The following is a 16439-nucleotide window of genomic DNA, read 5'->3' on the forward strand; positions in this document are numbered from 1 at the left end:
CTTTATAACCGGGTAAATGAAAATGCGCTGTCGGGCATGATTTACAAAACACTGTTAATCACGATATTACTAAATATAATTTTTCTTTCAGATTAAAAACTTTCTCGCAACCGTCGTTTTCGGGTGCGGCTGCAAATAAACTTGCCGTAATTTATTTTCGCGGATACGGATTTGTGGCTTATGTTTTGTTCAAAGTTAAGCGGCCCTGCATACATCTTTGAAAATATATCATCTACCTGTGAAAAACTTTCAAAATTGATCAGGCTAAAACGAATTCTCAGTTGCCCAAGTTGAGATGAACATGTTCTTTTATTTTGGGTTTAATCAATAGTTTAAATTAATTAGGGGAAAAGGGAGCTTCAAAAAGGCTCTCTTTTTTTGTGCCGATATTTTTGCTATGCATGCATAATAATTATACCTTTAATTTTTATTTACCGTTATGCAATTTGAACTTACCGAAGAACACTTACTGATACGCCAGGCGGCGCGTGATTTTGCACAAACCGAACTTAAGCCCGGCGTTATTGAACGCGACGAGCACCAAAAATTTCCGGCAGAACAGGTAAAAAAACTGGGGGAGCTGGGTTTTTTAGGTATGATGGTATCGCCGCAGTATGGCGGCAGCGGCATGGACGCCATATCCTATTCTATCGTTATGGAAGAACTATCAAAGGTTGACGCTTCAACCTCGGTAGTGGTATCGGTTAATAATTCGCTGGTTTGCTACGGTTTAGAAAAATATGGTACCGAAGCACAGAAGCAGAAATTTTTGGTACCCCTTGCCCAGGGCGAAAAAATAGGCGCATTTTGCCTGAGCGAACCGGAGGCCGGTTCGGACGCCACATCACAGCACACCACCGCAATTGATATGGGCGACCATTACCTTTTAAACGGCACTAAAAACTGGATCACCAACGGCAGTACCGCATCTACCTATATTGTAATGGCGCAAACCGATGCCAGTAAAAAACACCGCGGCATAAACGCGCTTATAGTTGAAAAAGGAATGGAAGGTTTTACAGTGGGCCCAAAAGAAAACAAGCTGGGCATCCGCGGGTCAGATACGCATTCTCTTATGTTTACCGATGTTAAGGTCCCTAAAGAAAACCGCATTGGTGAAGACGGCTTCGGCTTCAAGTTCGCGATGGCTACGCTTGAAGGCGGGCGTATCGGCATAGCCTCACAGGCCCTGGGCATAGCCTCGGGCGCTTACGAACTATCTGTGCAATATGCTAAAGAACGTAAAGCCTTTGGTAAAACCCTGGCCGACCTGCAGGCCATCCAGTTTAAGCTGGCCGACATGGCTACCGAGATAGAAGCTGCGCGCCTGCTTTGCTACCGGGCGGCATGGCTTAAAGATAACGGCCTGCCTTATGCGCAGGCAGCATCAATGGCTAAGCTTTTCGCTTCGGAAACCGCTATGCGCACTACAGTGGAAGCGGTGCAAATACACGGGGGCTATGGTTTTGTGAAAGAATACCACGTAGAACGCCTGATGCGTGACGCTAAAATCACCCAGATATACGAGGGTACATCTGAAATTCAGCGCATTGTCATATCGCGTGAAGTTTTAAAATAGTTGTGCGGCTTTTACTACTTTTGAAAAAGTATATAAAGTTAGTAGACTATTTTTGCTATGATAAAAAGGATATTCTTCAGCGCGGTACTGGTTGCCGCGCTTACGCATATAACAGCAGCCCAAACTAAACTTAAACCTGGTATTTGGCGGGGTGCATTAATAACTGCAAGTGCGCACCAGATACCTTTTAATTTTGAGGTAAGCAACACAGCCGGCAAACAAGAACTGGCCATCATCAATAATACGGAGCACTTAAAGGTAACCGACTTAACCGCCAAAGGGGATTCGGTATTTATTAAAATGCCATTGTTCGATTCCGAATTCAGATTGAAACAAGATGGCGATAGACTGACGGGGCACTATATAAAGCATTTGGGCGACCGTGACGCACTCATGAACTTTAGCGCGACCGCGGGTACGCCATGGCGCTTTTTTGAAGCGCCGGCCAAAACAAATTACAACGTTAGCGGGCGCTGGTCGGCAATTATTGGTGATTCCACCGGGCGCGACACAACCGTGGGCGAATTTAAACAGGCTGGGCAAAGGGTTACCGGTACGTTCCTGACCACCACCGGCGATTACCGTTTTTTAGATGGCACGGTATCCGGCGACAGCCTGTACCTGTCGTGCTTTGATGGCGGGCACGCCTTCCTTTTTACTGCTAAGATCAGCGATAACAATACCTTAACCGATGGTAAGTTTTTTTCGGGCCTCACCGGTACAGATGTTTGGGCCGCCGTACGGGACGAGAACGCTAAGCTGCCGGATGCCTATTCGCTATCCGCATTAAAACCTGGTTATAAAAAATTGGCTTTCAGCTTTAAAGATATTAACGGCAAGCAGGTTTCGTTAGGCGACGCCCGTTTTAAAAATAAAGTGGTGATTGTTCAGATCATGGGATCGTGGTGCCCAAATTGTATGGACGAAACCGCCTATATGGTTAATTATTACAAAAAGTACCGGCCTAAGGGCGTAGAGGTTATTGGCCTGGCCTATGAGCGCACCAATGATTTCGCCAGATCACAGCGTACGCTGGCGCAGTTAAAAAACCGTTTTGATATAACCTACCCCCTGTTGATAACGGGCTACACCAGCAACAAGGAAGAAACTGCCAAAAGCCTGCCGGCACTAACCAAAGTAGTAGGCTTCCCCACCACCATTATTATCGATAAAAAGGGCGATGTACGAAAAATACACACCGGATTTAGCGGCCCGGGCACAGGCGAACATTATACCGCGTTCATCAGCGAGTTTGAAAAGCTGACGGATGACCTGCTGGCGGAAAGGTAATAAATAATTTAATTCCTTCCCTTGGGAGGGGTGCAGTGGTCTACGTAGTGGAAGGGAGGGGTTTATACGCCTCAATAACCCCTTCGTGCACCTTCCCAAGGGAAGGAATCGCACGAGCCCTTTGCTTTGACGCGTTATAAAATCAACATCAGGTGGTTAAGTAAATGGTGGCAGTGTTTTGTCAGTACCTGAATTATTAAAATGCTGATTATCAGTCGTTCATGAATGTTCACGGTGTTCACGTGCGCCGAACGTGAACACTTCCCTTAAAATTTACCCCTCCTGCTGTTTCGGTTAGGGGTTCAAAAACAAACTTTCGCTTACATTTGGGATAATGCCTTTTTCCAATGCGGTATCAAACAGCAGCTTTACCGCCTTTTTGCCTTCCGCACCCAGATCGATCGAAAACTTATTTACATACAGGTGGATATGCTTATACATTACTTCCTCGCTCATCTCCTGCGCATGCGAGCGGATGTACTCCAGGCCCGATTTTGGGTTGGCAAAAGCAAATTCTACGGAGCGTTTAATAACACGGTTTATTTTATGCTGAATATCTAAAGGTAAACTGCGGTTGGCTACAATACCACCAAGCGGAATGGCGCAACCGGTACGTTTTTCCCAGTAGTCGCCCAGATCGATGATCTTTTTCAGGCCTTTATCCTGGTAGGTAAAGCGGTTTTCGTGGATGATAAGGCCTATATCAGCCCTGCCCTCTAAAACGGCATTCTCAATATCCGAGAAAACAAGTTCCTGCTTATTTGTTGCATCAGGAAATGCCAGGCTTAACAAGAAATTTGCCGTGGTGTATTTGCCGGGTATAGCAATCAAAGGATCTACGATTTCGGATTTACGATTTATGATCTGTCCCTTTTCTAAATCCGAAACCGAGATTTCCAGATCCGAAATCAACAGGGGGCCAACGCCAAAACCCAGCGCGCTGCCCGCGTCCAGCAAAACATATTTATCTGCCGCGTAGGCAAAAGCATGATAGCTTAGCTTGGTGATATCCAGCTGGCCGCGAAACGCTTTCTGGTTAAGGGTTTCCACATCGTCATAAAACACCTCAAAGTCAAGCCCTTCGGTATCTATCTTGTGGTGTATCAGCGCGTCGAATATAAATGTATCGTTGGGGCAGGGCGAAAAGCCAATAGTTAATTTCATTTGTTGTAAATAGTGTAATGCTTACAATGATTACGGACGGTTTACGGTTGTAACACTTGCAAACCGTTAAGCAGTTCTACCATAAAAGCGTTCAGGTTTTTAACGGCAAGGCCTATCTTCCAATTGTCTTTATCCCGCTTCTCAACATAATTTGACACGGCCCTGATCTGCACACACGGGATACCCGCATGCTGGCACACGTAAAAAAAAGCTGCCCCTTCCATGCTTTCCAACTGGGGGTTTAATCTTTTTTGAACTTTTGCGATAGAATCGGGTTCGCCGTGCACGGTGTTTACGGTGATGGAACTTACCTGCTTCAGGTTCTTTAACAACGAAGATGTTTTTGAGCCCTTAAAGATATTAGCTATTGTTTGGGTAGCCCTAAATTCGCTTTCGCCAAGGCCCAATACACTTACGGGTAAAAAGGAATCATTGTCTTCTGCACCAAGCTCCGACAGGTTATCGTGAACAACCTCTACCACGTCGCCCAGTTCAATGCTGCGGTCAAAACTACCCGCTATACCAAAATTAATGGCCAGGTCGTACTGGTTTGCAGCAAGTTCCTTTCCCAGTGAATACGCAGTTGCTACCATGCCCACACCTGTTATAAGCAATGTATTGCCGGTCGAGTTTTTTTCATCGGGGATAGTATATACGTTTTTCTTTTCTGCGTCCATAACACGAAACCCAAAATCCAAAACAAACCGCCCCACCTCCATGCCGGTGGCTGCAACAAATAAAACTTTCATTCTTTGTGTTTTTTGACAGCTAAGATAAAACAACTCGCCTGTTTTTGTTTTGTATATTTGCACCATTAAATGTTATGATGATACATATTACGCGCAAAGAACATTTTAACGCAGCACACCGCATGTACCGCGAGGAATGGAGCGCAGAGAAAAACCAGGAAGTTTTTGGCAAATGCGCCAATCCCAACTGGCATGGGCACAACTACAATTTGTTTGTAACCGTAAAGGGCGAGGTTACCCATGCTACCGGCTATTTGATAGACCTGAAAGAACTTAAGGCCATTATACACGAATACGTCATAGAAAAACTCGATCACAAAAACATCAACCTGGATGTAGAGTTTATGGAAGGTATAATGGCATCTACGGAGTTGCTGTGCATTGGCATATTTAACCAGCTGAAAGGTCCAATCGAAGCCTATCCCGGTGTATTTTTACACTCGGTACGATTGTACGAAACAGAAAATAACTCGGCCGAATATTTTGGCGGATAACCCTACACTATGATTGACGACCAAAATATTCCTGACCGGGACGAAGGTATAAACGGGTACCAAAAAATTGACCGGTACAACCCCGAGCTTATTCAAAACCTGTCTGCCAGTTATCTTGATGTATTAAAACAGATTGGTGAAAACCCCGATCGGGAAGGATTACTTAAAACACCCGAGCGTATTGCGAAAGCCATGCTTTACCTTACCCACGGGTACGACCTGGATGCAAAAGAGATCCTGAACTCGGCGATGTTTAAGGAAGAGTACAGCCAAATGGTGATCGTAAAGGATATTGAGGTGTACTCTATGTGCGAGCACCACATGCTGCCATTCTTTGGTAAGGCGCATATCGCCTATATCCCAAACGGCTACGTAGTAGGCTTAAGTAAAATACCACGGATAGTTGACGTTTTTGCCCGAAGGCTGCAGGTTCAGGAGCGTTTAACCAACGAGATACGCGATTGCATACAAGAAACACTTAACCCATTGGGCGTTGGCGTGGTAATTGAGTGCAGGCACTTGTGCATGAGCATGCGCGGTGTGCAAAAACAAAACTCGGCAACTACCACATCGGCGTTTACGGGCGAGTTTTTAAAAGAAAAAACCAGAACAGAGTTTTTGAACTTAATTTCATCTAAGCTTAGTTGAGTTTTAAGGGATTAATGTTAAAGAGCAGTTAATCTGATTGCGGCTTTAACTGATCGCTAAAACTAACTTCAAATCACTAACAATGAAAGCATACATTTTTCCAGGGCAGGGTGCCCAATTCCCGGGGATGGGTAAAGACCTCTACGAACAAAGCGAACAGGCACGCGCGTTATTTGAACAGGCTAACAATATATTGGGCTTTAGTATTACCGATATAATGTTTAACGGTACCGAAGACGACCTGAAACAAACCAATGTAACCCAGCCCGCTATATTTTTACACTCGGTAATTCTGGCCAGGGTTTTGGGCGACGACTTTGCGCCCGAAATGGTGGCCGGCCACTCATTAGGCGAGTTTTCGGCCCTGGTAGCAAGCGGCGCTTTTTCTTTTGAAGATGGATTACGCCTGGTTGCCGCCCGTGCCAATGCCATGCAAAAAGCCTGCGATATACAACCCGGCACCATGGCCGCTATCTTAGGTTTGGACGATTTTACCGTTGAAGATATTTGCGAGCGCTTAACCGATGTGGTTGTGCCTGCAAACTACAACTGCCCGGGGCAGCTGGTGATATCCGGCTCTGTTGCGGGTATTGACGCGGCCTGTATTAAGGCAACCGAAGCCGGCGCTAAGCGTGCTTTAAAGCTAAATGTAGGCGGCGCTTTTCACTCACCATTGATGGAGGCCGCCCGCGTTGAGCTTGAAGCGGCAATTATTAATACCAATTTTACAGTACCGGTTTGCCCCGTGTATCAAAACATTGACGCCAAACCGCATACCGATATCGAACAAATAAAGCATAACCTGATAGCGCAGTTAACCGGACCAGTGCGCTGGACACAAACCATTGAACAAATGCTTAGGGATGGCGCCACATTATTTACCGAAGTAGGCCCGGGCAAAGTCCTTCAAGGGCTGGTTAAGAAGGTTGACCGGGAAGCAGCCACAGCCAGCGCAGTTATTTAATAATTACAGAGCCATCCGGGGTATCCGGGTGGCTCAATTTTTACCTATCAGACATATCTAACAGATTGAGCACAGCGGGAAAAATACGGGTATTACTGGTATTATTATTTGCCAGTTTGGCATTTACAGCAATTGTAGTTGAACGTACCTACACGCCTGCAAATAATCTTATCCAAACATCAAAGCTGTTAGAAACAAATTTACACGGCAAAGAAAATGTCGTGTATGCGGCCATCCGCAACAAAAAGGTTTTTAACGAAATAAAAAACCTTCGTAACACCCCTTCCAAAGCGCTGTCGTACATTGATGAGTTTACTGTTAAAAAAGCCATATGGATAGTGGTTTATAAAAACGCCGCGCTCGACTTTTGGAGTGGGGCAAAGGTGATCCCAAAAAACGTAGCCAAAATAAAGGAAGGATGCTCGTTTATAAAACAATCCAACGGCTATTATGAAACCATAAAGAAAACCGAGGGAGATGTTTCGGTAGTGTTTTTTATACCCGTAAAAAACAATTATCCTTTTGTAAACGAGTACCTGAAAAATACGTTCCATAAAGACCTTACTGTTGATGACAATATAGCCATAGCCGATTTTACGGATAAACCCGTTTACGCTGTGCACGATGTCAACAACGTTTACTTGTTCTCGCTAAAGCTGGTTAAAGGTGTTAACCATCGTTTTTTTAATTTGGTAATAGGGTTTTGGATGCTGGCCATATTAACACTATTTGTGTTGGTAAACAGCATTGCCCGTTATCTTATCTATAAAGATCATATATACTGGGCATTGTTACTGCTGGGCGGTTTTATTGTACTGTTCAGGTTTGTGAACCTGCATTATGGCTGGCCGTATTTTACGCAGCAACTATCATTATTCAGTCCGCAATTATATGCTTCGTCGCCCATATACCGTTCATTAGGCGATTTTTGCGCCAACATACTGGTTATGTGTTGGTTTGTGGCCTTTGTTTACACTTACCGTAATAAGCTTATTGTAAAATCGCCCGGCAAAATAGTAAGCTACCTGGTATTTGCTGCTTGTGTGCTATCGCTCATAATTACCTCGACCAACCTGTTACAGGTTTTTTACGGCCTGGTTATTAATTCAAAGATCAGTTTTGATGTAAACAACGTGCTTAACCTTTCGGGCTTTAGCCTTGTGGGGGTGTTAATGCTTTGCTTTAGCTTTTTAATGTTCTTTTTAATAACCGAGGTAACCCTTACCATATGCTTTAAACTTGCAATTCCTATAACGCAGCAAGCGCTGCTCCTGGTTGCAGCTATTATAATTACTACGGGCATTGTAACTTATTACTGGGAATTTAGCTTCTTTTACCTGCTGTGGATGGCACTTGTCATTATACGAGGCTATTCATTTTTATATAACGACCGAAAGCTCACCGCTTCCGCGTTTGTAAGCCTTGTGTTTATATGCGCCGTTATAGCTTCTATAAAACTTAACCACTTCGAGACTATTAAGGAACAGGAGCTGCGAAAGGTTCTGATACAAAAATTGGAGGTGCCTGATGATGCTACCGCTGATTTGCTTTTTAAGAAGATCGAGAAACAAATAATTGTCGACCCGTTACTTATTTCTTACTATAAAAGCGCCGACCATACAGCCGATTACCTGGAAACGCGTTTGCAAAAACTTTATTTTGACCGCTATTTATCCAAATACGATTTTGAGGTACACGAATACGATAACGCCGATCAGCCCATCTCTGTTGATAAGAAATACTCGCTTGAGGTATTTAAAGACATGGTGGTATACAGCTCCTTCAAGGTTTCAGATTATTTTTACCGCCCCAACGAGTCTTTTGGTCTTCAAAACTACTTTGCTATACTCCCGGTATTAGATGGCACCAAGAAATTAGGTACCATAGTTATCGAACTTAAGTCAAAACCATTGCTAACTGCTGGCACCTTCCCCGATCTGCTGATAGATAAAGAAGTAAAAGGCACCAATGACGAATTTAAAAACTATTCCTTCGCTTTTTATACAGATAACACGCTAATAGGGCAAAGCGGCACCTACGTTTACAGGATAAAAAATAAGGAATTTAAAGGCGAGTTAAAAAAATACACCGTTCAAACCACCAAAAGTACTAAACCTGCTTTTGCCGAGAAGTTTACCACTTATAGCCATTTATTGTATAAACCAAGTGAGCGTAACCTTATAGTTGTAAGCCAGGAAAATAACGCGCTGCTATCCAATATCACGGCGCTGACCTTCTTTTTTGTGATCTTTCTGGCATTTAACGCCTTTGTGCTGCTGATAAGAACGATATGGATACGCGTAAAGATTTTTAACGTAAGCAATGATCGCATTAAATGGAGCTTTAAGTTTACTTTCGACAGGATACTATATAAAACACGCATCCAGTTTTCTATGATATTTGCGGTTGTTATAACCCTGATACTGGTTGGTATAATTACGTTCGTATCTATAAGCGCGCAATACCAGGCCCAACAGGATAAGATCATCCGATCGAAGATAATGCAGATAGCGGCGGCGTTTGAGACCGGACCTATCAACAATTATATAAATGGCATAACCGAAGACAGCAAGGTTCAGTTTGATGACCTGGCCAACACTTATTCGGCCGATCTTACGCTCTATGATCTGAATGGGAAAGTGCTTATTACCACGCAGCCAAAAATTTATGATTACGGCTTGCTTTGCCCGCAAATGAACAGCCGGGCATTCGCGTCGTTAAACGGCCTGCAACAATCTGAAGTGCTGAACGAGGAAAAAATCGGGTTGCTGACCTACAAAGCCGCATACACTCCCATCCGCAATATAAAGCACGAAACCGTTGCTTACCTGCAACTGCCGTACTTTGCCAATGCTGCCGACTACACCGAACGTATAGGGTCGTTATTGAACATCATGATAAATGTTTATGCGCTGGTGTTTATCGCTATTGGCTTATTTGCGGTGATCATAGCGCGGCAAATAACCGCGCCGCTAAACTTTATTCAGTACAACCTAAGCAAAACCATTTATGGTAAAAAGAACGAGCCTATTAAGTGGGAACGTAATGATGAAATTGGGGCGCTTGTAAAAGAATATAATAATATGATAGCCGCGCTGGAGAACAGCGCCAACAAGCTTGCGCAATCTGAGCGGGAGACGGCATGGCGCGAGATGGCCAAACAGGTAGCCCACGAAATTAAAAACCCGCTTACACCTTTAAAATTGGGCTTACAATTGCTTGATAAATCATGGAAGGATAAGGATCCGAAGTTTGATCAGAAATTCGAGCGCTTCAGCAAATCGTTTGTTGAGCAGATAGAGAGCCTGTCGTCCATCGCGTCTGAATTTTCAGCATTTGCCAAAATGCCCGATACCCGTATAGAGCGGATGGATATTTTTGAGGTGCTTGGCCAGGCCGTTACCATTTTTAAACAAATGGATAATGTGAAAATAGTGTTTCGATCTGCCGGCGCGCCGTTTTTTATCAGCGCCGACCGCGACCAGCTATTACGATGCTTTAATAACCTGCTCAAAAATGCCATAGAAGCAACCCCACAGGATAAAGACTGCGTAATTAATATCGATTACCTGATAACTAATAAAAATATTTTACTTACCATTAAAGATAATGGTAATGGCATCCCCGAGGGCATGCGCGAAAAGATATTTGAACCCAATTTTACCACAAAAAGTTCGGGCACCGGCCTGGGGCTTGCCTTTGTTAAAAACTCAATTGAAAATGCCAATGGCAAGGTATGGTTTGAAACCGCTATGGAAATTGGCACCACTTTTTATCTGAGTTTCCCGGCTGACAGTGCAGATGTTTAAAACATTCCGTGTGTGGCGCGGGCTTGCGGCTCAAAACGTTAGATGTATTTTTACGTCATCGGGTACAATTCCCCTATCCCTAATTAAGCCGTGCACTGTCCTGTCAGGAGAATTACTTACTCCTTATTAAATTGTTTTCGACACTTGATAAATGAGCTAACCAACAAAAAGGGTGGATGCATTTCTGCATCCACCCTTTAATTTATTAACCTTTTAAAATATTAGTTCTCGTCAGCAGGCTCATCTGTTGAAAGGCCTACCACTTTATAAACTTTGTTGTTGTTTTCATCGCGGGTTTCCTGGAAGTACGTTCCATCCGGCGCAACAAACAATTTTTCACCATTCACTTTTATTTTACGGCTATCCTGTGGTAGGGTGGTTAAAATATCACCCACCTGGTATGGCTGGTCGTATTCGGCGCCTGCGCCATCATCTCCTGTGTTCAGTTCACCGTCTTTGCCGACTACTTCGTAAACAACACTACCATCATCTTTAGTAACCGCGCGGTAATAAACACCGTTCGATTCGTAAAATTGCTCGCCGTTTATTGTAATAGGTTCCGCTTTTGAAGGCAACGCGTTTACCTGCGCGCCAATCGGCGGCTCAACTACGGTGTACTGGTTATCATTATACTGGTAATATAAACCATCTGAATAATAGTATTGATAATCGCCCCAGTAAAATGGGTAGTATCCGTAAGGCAATACGCCTATGCTGAAGCCAATGCGTGGTAAATAATACGAGCTGTAATATCCGCGATAATTATAAAACCCGCGATTAAAATAGCGCGGCCGATAGTAACCGTTTCTGTATCCATAACCATAACGGCCATAATTACCACGATAAACGCCACGGCCATAGTTGCCTGTATACGGGCGGCCTACGCTTGGCCTGTGCGAATAGGAGTTGCTGTAGGCATTGGTACGACCCTGGTAGCTGCCCCTTACACCTTGCGGACGGGTGAAGCTGCCCGATGGCCGGGTTGCGCCAACATTACCACCCAAGGGGCGGCTAAAACTGCCCGATGGCCTGCTGATACCAACGTTACCGCTTGATGGACGGCTAAAACTACCCGAAGGCCTGCTAAAGCTACCGCCACCACTTGATGGGCGACTGAAGCCACCGCCACCACCTGACGACCTACCGCCGCCGCCACCGCCACTGCTACCCCTGTGCTGCGCGCTTGCAGAAAACCCTAAACCGAGGATCATCATCCCGCTTAAGGCAATACTTAATAATTTTTTATATCCTGTTTTCATCTTGAAAATTTATAATTGATCAGCAGTTTAACGCTGAAGTACTTATAAGACTATGAAATATGTGAACGGTTTAATTACTATTTAATTATTTTTTACTGAAAGTCGGCAGCAATTTTTACCGGTTTGAAGTTTTTATCCGGGTTAAATGTCTTCAGCTATAAAAATAAGATCGCCGTCGAAATTCAGGCGGATAAAGCCATCATTTGTGGTAATAAATGTTTTTTCATCTAACTGCCTTAACCCGCTGAATTGCAGGTTTAAATATACCGATAAAATACGAATTATTTCACCGGCAGGCTTCCACTTGCTGAATCCGGGGCTAACCGCATATATTTTTTTATTGCCGGTATAAATCACCACATTAATTTTATCTGCGAACATCGCGAGCGCTTGCAGGTCAATATCATCTGCAACCACGTTTACGGCCTGGTAATCGTGCTTAATCAGGTATTTCATAGCCGCCTCAATCATTGATGCACCCTGCGGGTGTACCAGTTTAATATCCGATTGCAGGTCTTCGTTCAGTTCATCGCTAACGATAAAGTCTATCTTTATTTCATGAGCATTTAATTGTTCAGCAACAAATGGTATGGTAATAACGGTCGGGCTCCATTCAAGCAATTGGCCCAGCAACTCGGCCGAAAAATTGCTTAACCCAAGCAGCAGCAGGGCGGGTTCCTGCTTTTCGCGTACAATGTGGTGAGATGACATTATTTTTATATGCAGATAAGTATTTTTACCAAAGGTAATTTAAATAAACAGGTTTGATATTTGTTAACACACGGTGGCGCAAAAGGAGATACAGATAAAACGCAAAATAATCCATATTGATATGGACGCGTTTTACGCATCTGTTGAGCAGCGCGACTTCCCCGAATACCGCGGTAAACCACTGGTAGTAGGCGGCCTGCCCGAAGGGCGGGGCGGCGTAGTTGCGACGGCCAGTTACGAAGCGCGCAAATTTGGCATCCGCTCGGCCATGCCATCCAGGCAGGCTTTGAAGCTTTGTCCGCATGCTATATTTGTAAGACCGCGCTTTGCGGCCTATAAAGAGGTGTCGCAAAAGATCCGCGAGATATTCAGCCGCTATACCGACCTGATAGAGCCGCTTTCATTAGATGAAGCTTATCTTGATGTTACCAACGATAAATTGAATATAGGATCTGCCATAGACATTGCACAGCAAATAAAACAGGCTATAAAAGATGAACTTAACCTTACCGCATCGGCAGGGGTATCAGTCAATAAATTCGTAGCAAAAATTGCATCAGATATAAAAAAACCTGATGGTTTAACATTTATCGGCCCGTCATCTATTGAAGCTTTTATGGAGAACCTGCCAGTTGAAAAATTTTACGGCGTAGGTAGGGTTACCGCCGAGAAAATGAGGAAGCAGGGTTTGTTTACGGGTGCCGATCTTAAAAAACTATCCGAAGATGCCATGATAGCGCAGTTTGGCAAGGCCGGCGCTTTTTATTACCGCATTGTGCGCGGCATAGACGACCGGCAAGTTCAGCCACACCGCGAAACAAAGTCGATTGGCGCCGAAGATACCTTTGCGTATGATCTGACCAGCCTGGAAGAAATGAACGCCGAATTAGATAAAATTGCCAAAACGGTACATGATCGTCTGCTTAGGTACCAATTGAAAGGTCGTACTATTACGCTGAAGATAAAATACAGCGATTTCAGGCAGATAACCCGTAGCCAGTCGCTTCCATCGTGTATTGACGACCTGGATATAATATTAATTACGTCAAAAAACCTTTTGGCTGCAACTGATATTGAAAATAGCAAAATTCGATTGTTAGGGATCACTGTTTCTAACTTTTCCCCGGCTGAAAACAGGAAAAAGCCTAAAAATGATCAACTTTCACTGTTCGGTTATTAAACCTTCTCATAATTTCTTGCAAAACCAAGACATATTCAATAAAATCTGACTTCATTGCCGAATAATATCGAGATTTAAGGAAATAAACCCTAATTAAGGCGATATAAACCGCACTAATTTGCCTTATTTTAAATGAAGCTTATAGTTTTTGTAATAAACATCATAAATATTTTCAATTTTTATTGACAATTTGATTTAAATATTTCTATTTTAGCATTAATAATTTTAATTATTCGATTTAAACCTTGTTTAATTATTAAATTAACGTAGTTATGGAAGTATTTAGTTACAAATCTGGCTTATTAGTGCGTTTATTTGGAAAATTGAGTTCCAAAAGGCGATCAAAAGTTATTGCAAGCAGCCACACTACTGATGTTTACCGATTAAACCCTGAAGTTTTTCTGAAAAAAACTGAAAAAATTAAAGTTTTTTCGGGGTTTTTTTCTTCATTAACCATGAATACCGCGACAATTCATATACGGTTCCGGCCATCAAAATGACCCGGGTGCATCAGCCTGGCACACCGGGCTGATGCTTTTTTAATTGCCTTTAGATACTGACCCTGATTAAATAATTAACTAACTAAACTCATTCACTTAAACTAAAACAATGAAAAAAATTGTACCCTTTGGAATCCTCGTTATCGTAGTTATCCTGGCACTGGTGTACCCGGGTAACGTAGGGGCGGCCAAACCGGCCGAATTTGACAAGGCCGATGTTGCCTGGCTGCTTATTTCGACCGCGCTTGTATTATTAATGACACCGGGCCTCGCTTTCTTTTACGGCGGTATGGTGCGCAAGAAGAACGTGATATCAACCATGCTGCAAAGCTTTGTTTGTATGGGCCTTATTACCATTATATGGGTGGTGTTTGGGTTCAGCATGGCGTTTGGCGAGGATGTTGGCGGCATGGGCTTAATTGGTAACCCTAAGTCGTTTTTTATGATGCAAAACACCCTTGGTGTTGCATGGGGAACCATTCCGGTTATATTATTTGCTATGTTCCAGCTAAAATTCGCGGTTATTACACCTGCGCTTATTACCGGGGCATTTGCAGAGCGTATCCGCTTTAACTCCTACCTTATTTTCATCACCTTATTCATCATTGTAATTTATATTCCGCTTGCCCATGCCACATGGCACCCGGAGGGCATTTTCTTTAAATACGGCGTGTTAGACTTTGCCGGCGGTACCGTGGTACACATGTCCGCAGGGTGGGCGGCGCTTGCATCTGCATTATATCTTAAAAAGCGTACCGGCGCCGAAGAAGCACACACCCCGGCCCGCATCAGCTACGTAATATTAGGTACCGGCCTGCTATGGTTTGGCTGGTTTGGCTTTAACGCGGGCTCTGCTTTGGGCTCGGGCGAGCTGGCCGCCACCGCGTTGGCCACTACCACCACCGCATCTGCCGCCGCTGCTATGTCATGGATCTTCTTTGATATCCTGCGCGGTAAAAAACCATCAGCAATGGGCGCTTGTATAGGTGCGGTTGTGGGTTTGGTTGCGGTAACCCCGGCTGCAGGCTTCATTACCGTGTCAAGCTCGCTGATAGTCGGCATAGTTGCCGCGGTTGTTAGCAACCTGGTTGTTATCTGGAGAAGCAAAACCAACATCGACGATACCTTAGATGTATTCCCTTGCCACGGTGTAGGTGGTATGGTAGGTATGCTAATGACCGGTATTTTTGCTACCAAAGCGGTTAACAGCGCAGGCGCCGAAGGTTTGGCTTATGGCGAAACCGGGTTATTTATTAAACATGTGGTGGCATTGGTTGCCGTATCGGCATTCGCCTTTATCGGCGCTTTTATTTTGCTTAAAATAACCGACCTGATAAGCCCGCTGCGTGTTACACCCGAAGAAGAAATTGCCGGCCTGGATGTAACCCAACACGACGAAGAACTATAATAACTGAACTATAACTGACTGACTGACTAACTAAGAAGAAAAGGGGGTGCGAAAGCATCCCTTTTTTGATTAAAAGGCTTTTTAAATCATGTCATTTCGAACGAGGTACGAGGAGAAATCTTTTACACACGCATCCGAACTGTTCGGAGTTAGTCAATTTCATCATTTAAAAATCGCCAGTCAGAATTTGTCGCATTAATTAGTGCATCTTTTTTTTCTCTGCGCCATTTCTTGATCTCCTTTTCTCGTTCAATAGCATGTTCAATATTTGTGAAATGCTCGTAGTAAACCAGATAGTAACAGTAATATCTTCCTGTAAAGGACTTTGCTGTGCCTTTATTTTCTTTGTGTTCGTACAACCGCCTGCTCAAATCATTAGTTACACCAATGTATAATATTGATTTATCGTAATTGGTAGTCATGTATACATAATAATTGTGATTCCAAATGCCTAAAATTATAAATTCTTTAGATGCATCTTCAAAAGATTTCTCCTCGCTATTGCTCGTTCGAAATGACATGGTGGATTTTGTCGGTATCACTAACAACGGCAAGCAAGTGCAAAAGATTTCTCCTCGCTCCCGCTCGTTCGGAATGACATGGTGGATTTTGTCGGTATCACTAACAACGCAAGCAAGCGTACAAGATTTCTCCTCGCTCCCGCTCGTTCGAAATGACATTTTG

The 16439-nt window shown here is 43.8% G+C and carries 13 protein-coding genes; 8 read left to right on the forward strand and 5 right to left on the reverse strand.

Annotated features, from left to right (window positions below; all coding sequences use genetic code 11):
* Positions 1 to 439 precede the first annotated feature (439 nt).
* Together HDC91_RS19250 and HDC91_RS19255 are read left to right on the forward strand one after the other, a co-directional pair.
* Complete coding sequence (locus HDC91_RS19250; RefSeq protein ID WP_183554993.1) at positions 440 to 1579, forward strand: acyl-CoA dehydrogenase; 1140 nt, start codon at positions 440 to 442, stop codon at positions 1577 to 1579.
* Between the two features lie 57 nt (positions 1580 to 1636).
* A complete protein-coding gene (locus HDC91_RS19255; protein WP_183554994.1) occupies positions 1637 to 2869 on the forward strand; it encodes a TlpA disulfide reductase family protein in 1233 nt (410 codons plus the stop codon).
* A gap of 294 nt (positions 2870 to 3163) precedes the next feature.
* On the opposite strand, the gene HDC91_RS19260 is transcribed toward HDC91_RS19255, so the two are convergent.
* A complete protein-coding gene (locus HDC91_RS19260) occupies positions 3164 to 4033 on the reverse strand; it encodes a menaquinone biosynthesis family protein (RefSeq protein WP_183554995.1) in 870 nt (289 codons plus the stop codon).
* A 41-nt stretch (positions 4034 to 4074) separates the two neighbouring features.
* Complete coding sequence (gene mqnB, locus HDC91_RS19265; RefSeq protein WP_183554996.1) at positions 4075 to 4782, reverse strand: futalosine hydrolase; 708 nt, start codon at positions 4780 to 4782, stop codon at positions 4075 to 4077.
* A gap of 77 nt (positions 4783 to 4859) precedes the next feature.
* Here mqnB and HDC91_RS19270 point away from each other — a divergent pair, with 77 nt between their 5' ends.
* From HDC91_RS19270 to HDC91_RS19285, 4 genes are all read left to right on the forward strand, one after another.
* Complete coding sequence (locus HDC91_RS19270; protein ID WP_183555029.1) at positions 4860 to 5276, forward strand: 6-carboxytetrahydropterin synthase; 417 nt, start codon at positions 4860 to 4862, stop codon at positions 5274 to 5276.
* A 9-nt stretch (positions 5277 to 5285) separates the two neighbouring features.
* Entirely contained in the window at positions 5286 to 5924 is a 639-nt protein-coding gene (folE, locus tag HDC91_RS19275; RefSeq protein WP_162430189.1) for a GTP cyclohydrolase I FolE, read from the forward strand.
* An 82-nt stretch (positions 5925 to 6006) separates the two neighbouring features.
* Entirely contained in the window at positions 6007 to 6888 is an 882-nt protein-coding gene (gene fabD / locus HDC91_RS19280; protein WP_183554997.1) for an ACP S-malonyltransferase, read from the forward strand.
* Positions 6889 to 6953: 65 nt separating this feature from the next.
* Positions 6954 to 10697 (forward strand): ATP-binding protein, encoded by a 3744-nt coding sequence (locus HDC91_RS19285; protein WP_183554998.1) that lies wholly within the window; start codon positions 6954 to 6956, stop codon positions 10695 to 10697.
* A gap of 221 nt (positions 10698 to 10918) precedes the next feature.
* Here the strand turns inward: HDC91_RS19285 and HDC91_RS19290 are convergent, their stop codons facing one another.
* Together HDC91_RS19290 and HDC91_RS19295 are read right to left on the reverse strand one after the other, a co-directional pair.
* Positions 10919 to 11956, reverse strand: a complete 1038-nt coding sequence (locus HDC91_RS19290; RefSeq protein ID WP_183554999.1) for a DUF6515 family protein — start codon at positions 11954 to 11956, stop codon at positions 10919 to 10921.
* Between the two features lie 141 nt (positions 11957 to 12097).
* On the reverse strand, positions 12098 to 12667 hold the full coding sequence (locus HDC91_RS19295) for a thiamine pyrophosphokinase (protein ID WP_183555001.1): 570 nt from the start codon (positions 12665 to 12667) through the stop codon (positions 12098 to 12100).
* A gap of 121 nt (positions 12668 to 12788) precedes the next feature.
* Here HDC91_RS19295 and dinB point away from each other — a divergent pair, with 121 nt between their 5' ends.
* A complete protein-coding gene (dinB, locus tag HDC91_RS19300; protein WP_221262287.1) occupies positions 12789 to 13847 on the forward strand; it encodes a DNA polymerase IV in 1059 nt (352 codons plus the stop codon).
* 609 nt (positions 13848 to 14456) lie between these two features.
* Positions 14457 to 15755 (forward strand): ammonium transporter, encoded by a 1299-nt coding sequence (locus HDC91_RS19305; RefSeq protein WP_162430183.1) that lies wholly within the window; start codon positions 14457 to 14459, stop codon positions 15753 to 15755.
* Between the two features lie 149 nt (positions 15756 to 15904).
* Here the strand turns inward: HDC91_RS19305 and HDC91_RS19310 are convergent, their stop codons facing one another.
* On the reverse strand, positions 15905 to 16435 hold the full coding sequence (locus HDC91_RS19310) for a GIY-YIG nuclease family protein (protein WP_255476798.1): 531 nt from the start codon (positions 16433 to 16435) through the stop codon (positions 15905 to 15907).
* Between the last annotated feature and the right edge of the window lie 4 nt (positions 16436 to 16439).

Source organism: Mucilaginibacter sp. AK015 (genome assembly GCF_014200785.1).
In the GTDB taxonomy this organism is placed as follows: Bacteria; Bacteroidota; Bacteroidia; order Sphingobacteriales; family Sphingobacteriaceae; genus Mucilaginibacter.